General features: G+C 54.7%; 2 protein-coding genes. Both read right to left on the bottom strand.

The window, feature by feature from the left end; translation table 11 throughout:
- Nucleotides 1-903: 903 nt before the first annotated feature.
- Nucleotides 904-2,727, bottom strand: a complete 1,824-nt coding sequence (locus RBR41_RS14510; RefSeq protein WP_320353389.1) for a carbon starvation protein A — start codon at nucleotides 2,725-2,727, stop codon at nucleotides 904-906.
- Between the two features lie 373 nt (nucleotides 2,728-3,100).
- Nucleotides 3,101-3,541: a hypothetical protein gene (locus RBR41_RS14505; protein WP_320353388.1), complete on the bottom strand. Its 441-nt coding sequence runs from the start codon at nucleotides 3,539-3,541 to the stop codon at nucleotides 3,101-3,103.
- Nucleotides 3,542-3,648 lie beyond the last annotated feature (107 nt).

Below are 3,648 nucleotides of genomic sequence, written 5' to 3'. Positions count from 1 at the left end.
ACAATAAAGATTTTTGGGGGGAGGGGGTGTGGGGGAGGGACCCTTTTGCAAAAGGGTCCCTCCCCCACAAAGCATTTCAAACAAGAGCCGCCCGGCCTACGCAAACCTTTACAATTCAAACACAAGACCCCGGCCACTTCTGGCCGGGGTCTTGGCGATTGCTGCAAGCGCGTCTGGGCGTGAGGATTGCAAGGATCCTCAGGCTCGGCCGGGACGTTCCGCTTGTGGCAGTGATACACTCTCCCAATTGGGGAAAGCCCACTTTTGACCGCCAAACGGTTTCGACATCTGGAAGCGCTGCACGGTCATGACCGACAGCGTGTCCGGCGGGCATGCGGTCCCGCCTTTTCCAGATCCGGCGTAATAAACGGGCTTACCCGCTACTCTTGAAAATTTCGTCACTCCTGCAAGAAAATCACAGAAATACTGCATTTCGCCTGCATTTGTGCAACACTTTCACGGCAAACGTCTGCCCAGGCCCTTGCCTGCGCATCCCACCGCGACGATTCCCTTATGTCAGCGCGAGCAATCCGGAGCAGATCGCCCTTGCGCATATGTATTTCAAAGGCATCGGCTGCAGGCACACGACAGCAAAAATCGCTTGCGCCTCTGGCCATGATGGCTATTCAAGGGGAGAGCAGTTGTATCTCACGTCTCGATCATGCCCAGAAAACGCTCTCTATTTTCCGTCGCGGTTCCGGCACTGCATCCGCGCGTTGTTTGTTCAATCAATCTAGCAAAAGGGGCTGCTCTTGGCAAATGATTTTTTTCACAGACCAGCCGTCACTGTAGTCGCTGTCACGCCCAAAGGCAAGTATGGCCTTGCTTTTCTGTCGCAGATTTTTTTGAAAAAAGGGGCCACTGCGATGCAGTGGCCCCTTTCAGCAGAGTTTTGCGTGTGGACTATTCTTCAACAAGTTCGCGCACGGAATCGCCGTAGGAGTCTGTAACCAGGGTCTTGATGCCCATAAGTTCAGACCAGCGACGGAGCGTGCCCACGATAACAAAGACCATAAGCACCATGACAAGGCAGGCCAGGCCAGCCAGCAGATACTTGCCGTTGGGGATATAGTCGGTCGTCAGTTGCAGATAGCCAGCCCAGAAGGTCACTGCCGTCATGAACACGCCGGGAATGGCCGTCATGAGGCAGTACTTGCCCCTGTTCATGCGCAGCAGCATGCTGGTGCAGACGATAAGGGCGCAGGAGGCCAGCAGCTGGTTGCTCATACCGAAGAGCGGCCAGATGTTGCTGATGTTGCCGGTGTACACCAGGTAGCCCCACATGGAAGTGAAGGCCAGACTGGTGATGATGACGCCGGGCGTCCAGTTCTTGTCACCAAACGGGGCATACACCTTGCCAAGCATTTCCTGGAGGAAGAAGCGGCCCACGCGTGTGCCGGAGTCGATGGCGGTCAGAATAAAGACCGCTTCAAACATGACGGCAAAGTTGTACCAGTAGGCCATGAGGTGATCCATATACGGGATCTTGTGGAAGATGTGGGCCATGCCCACAGCCAGCGACACCGCGCCGCCGGGACGGGCGTGCAGGTTAAGGCCGATCTTTTCTTCAAAGAAGCCCAGATCAACGGTGTGCAGGCTGGGATGTGCCGCCAGCAGCGCGTCAAACTTGGCAGGGGTGGCGTTGATGGCAAAGTAGTCGCCGGGCATCAGCGTGCAGGCGGCGATAAGGGCCATCATGGCCACAAAGCCTTCGGTCAGCATGGCGCCGTAGCCCACAAAGAGAATGTCGCGCTCGCTGCCGAGCATCTTGGGCGTGGTGCCCGTGCCGATAATGGCATGGAAGCCAGAAATAGCCCCACAGGCAATGGTGATAAAGATGAAGGGCAGCACTGGGCCGCCGATCACGGGGCCACCGCCCTTGATGAAGGGCGTAATGGTGGGCATGAGAATGGTAGGCTGCACAAAGATGATGCCTACGGTCAGCATGAGGATGGTGCCTATCTTCAAATAGGTGGACAGATAGTCACGCGGCACAAGCAGGAACCATACGGGCAGCACCGAAGCGAAAAAGCCGTAAACGGCAATGGCGATGGCCACGGTATTTCTGTCCCAGTCAAAGGCCCAGCCCAGCACATCCTTCTGCATGAGGTCATGGCCGCTCAAAATGCCCACCACAAGCAGCACCAGGCCCAGAAGGCTGGCGAACAGCACGCTGTTTTTCATGTAGCGCATGATGAGGCCCATAATCATGGCTATGGGCATGGTGATGACAACGATGAACAGCGACCAGGGCGCATTGTGCATGGCGCTGATGCAGGCCAGCGAGAGGCCTGCCAGGGTGAGAATGAGAATGCACAGAATGGCGACGCCAGCCACGGTGCCCGTGACAGGGCCGATTTCGCGCGTGGCGATGGCCGCAAGGCTCTGGCCTTTATGGCGCACGGAGGCGAAAAGAACCACCATGTCGTGCACCGCGCCGCCGAGAACGCAGCCGATAAGAATCCACAGCGCGCCCGGCAGATAACCGAACTGCGCGGCCAGCACGGGGCCCACAAGAGGCCCGGCGGCGGCGATGGCCGCAAAGTGGTGGCCGTACAAAACGTATTCGTTGGTTTTCACATAGTCATGACCATCGGCAAAACGCACAGCCGGCGTCGTGCGGTTGCCATCAAGACGCAATACTTTATTTGCTAAAAAAATCCCGTAAACACGGTATGAAATAGCAAAAATACACAATGCCGCAAACACGAGTGTTATGGCATTAATATTTTCAAGAGCTTCCATTACTTACTCCCGTCAGGGCTTGGCTTACTTTCTCAACCGGGCAGGCGGCCTAATATGCCGCAGCCCTGCGAAACTGCCCAAAACCACACCTAAACACATACTTAAACAGTAGCCTATCAATAATCTCCATCCTCCTCTTGAGAGACTGTTGAAAAATAGCCCGATTGGCCAGTATACTGTATCAAAACCCAGTGATGCAGTTTTTACGGGCCTGCGTAATTTTTTGCTACACCCATTATGTATATCTGTCTATGCCGCTGAAAACGGATCGCCACAATCTTTTACCCGCAGCGGCTACATAAAACATACTTGAGGCCTTTTTGCAACTCACTCCTAATAATGATAACAAACTAAATTAATTAAATTTTTTAAATCCCATCCTGGAATATTTGCGCTGTAAAATGCGTTTTGGAGCGGCACCCGCACTTTGCACTTTTTTTCGCAATTGTTCGACGGCCCATGCCAGTGCCACCCCTACTCGCGTCCACAAGGCGAATAGCATCACCAGCACAGGTTCCGAACGGGATAACCAGTACAAAAATGACCTTGTCTGAGGGACTTGCATTTCATAATGCATGGGTCTATCTTTTGTTTTCCGGCTGGGGGAGCCATTGACGGCTGAGAAAGGGTGATAGCGCCCTGACCCCTTGAATCGCGAAGAAAGACGCGATTCTGTACCTGACGCGGATAATGCCGACGAAGGGAAGCTGGCCAGCCTGGAAACAGGTTTGTGCTTGCCCGCAGCCGTATTGGTTCTGCGGGTTTTTTTGTGGCCCTGCTCGGTACCGTCAGCCACGCCCCCGCGGATCAGGCTCCTGTAACCTATGGAGGTTCTTTATGAACATCGTGGTTAACGGCCAAACCGAGGACTGCGCGCCAGGCGCCAGCATCAGCCGGTTTCTG

It is taken from the genome of Desulfovibrio sp. (genome assembly GCF_034006445.1).
Lineage (GTDB): Bacteria > Desulfobacterota > Desulfovibrionia > Desulfovibrionales > Desulfovibrionaceae > Desulfovibrio.
Note: the sequence above shows the minus strand (reverse complement) of the source record. Positions and strands in the feature narration are given on the sequence as shown.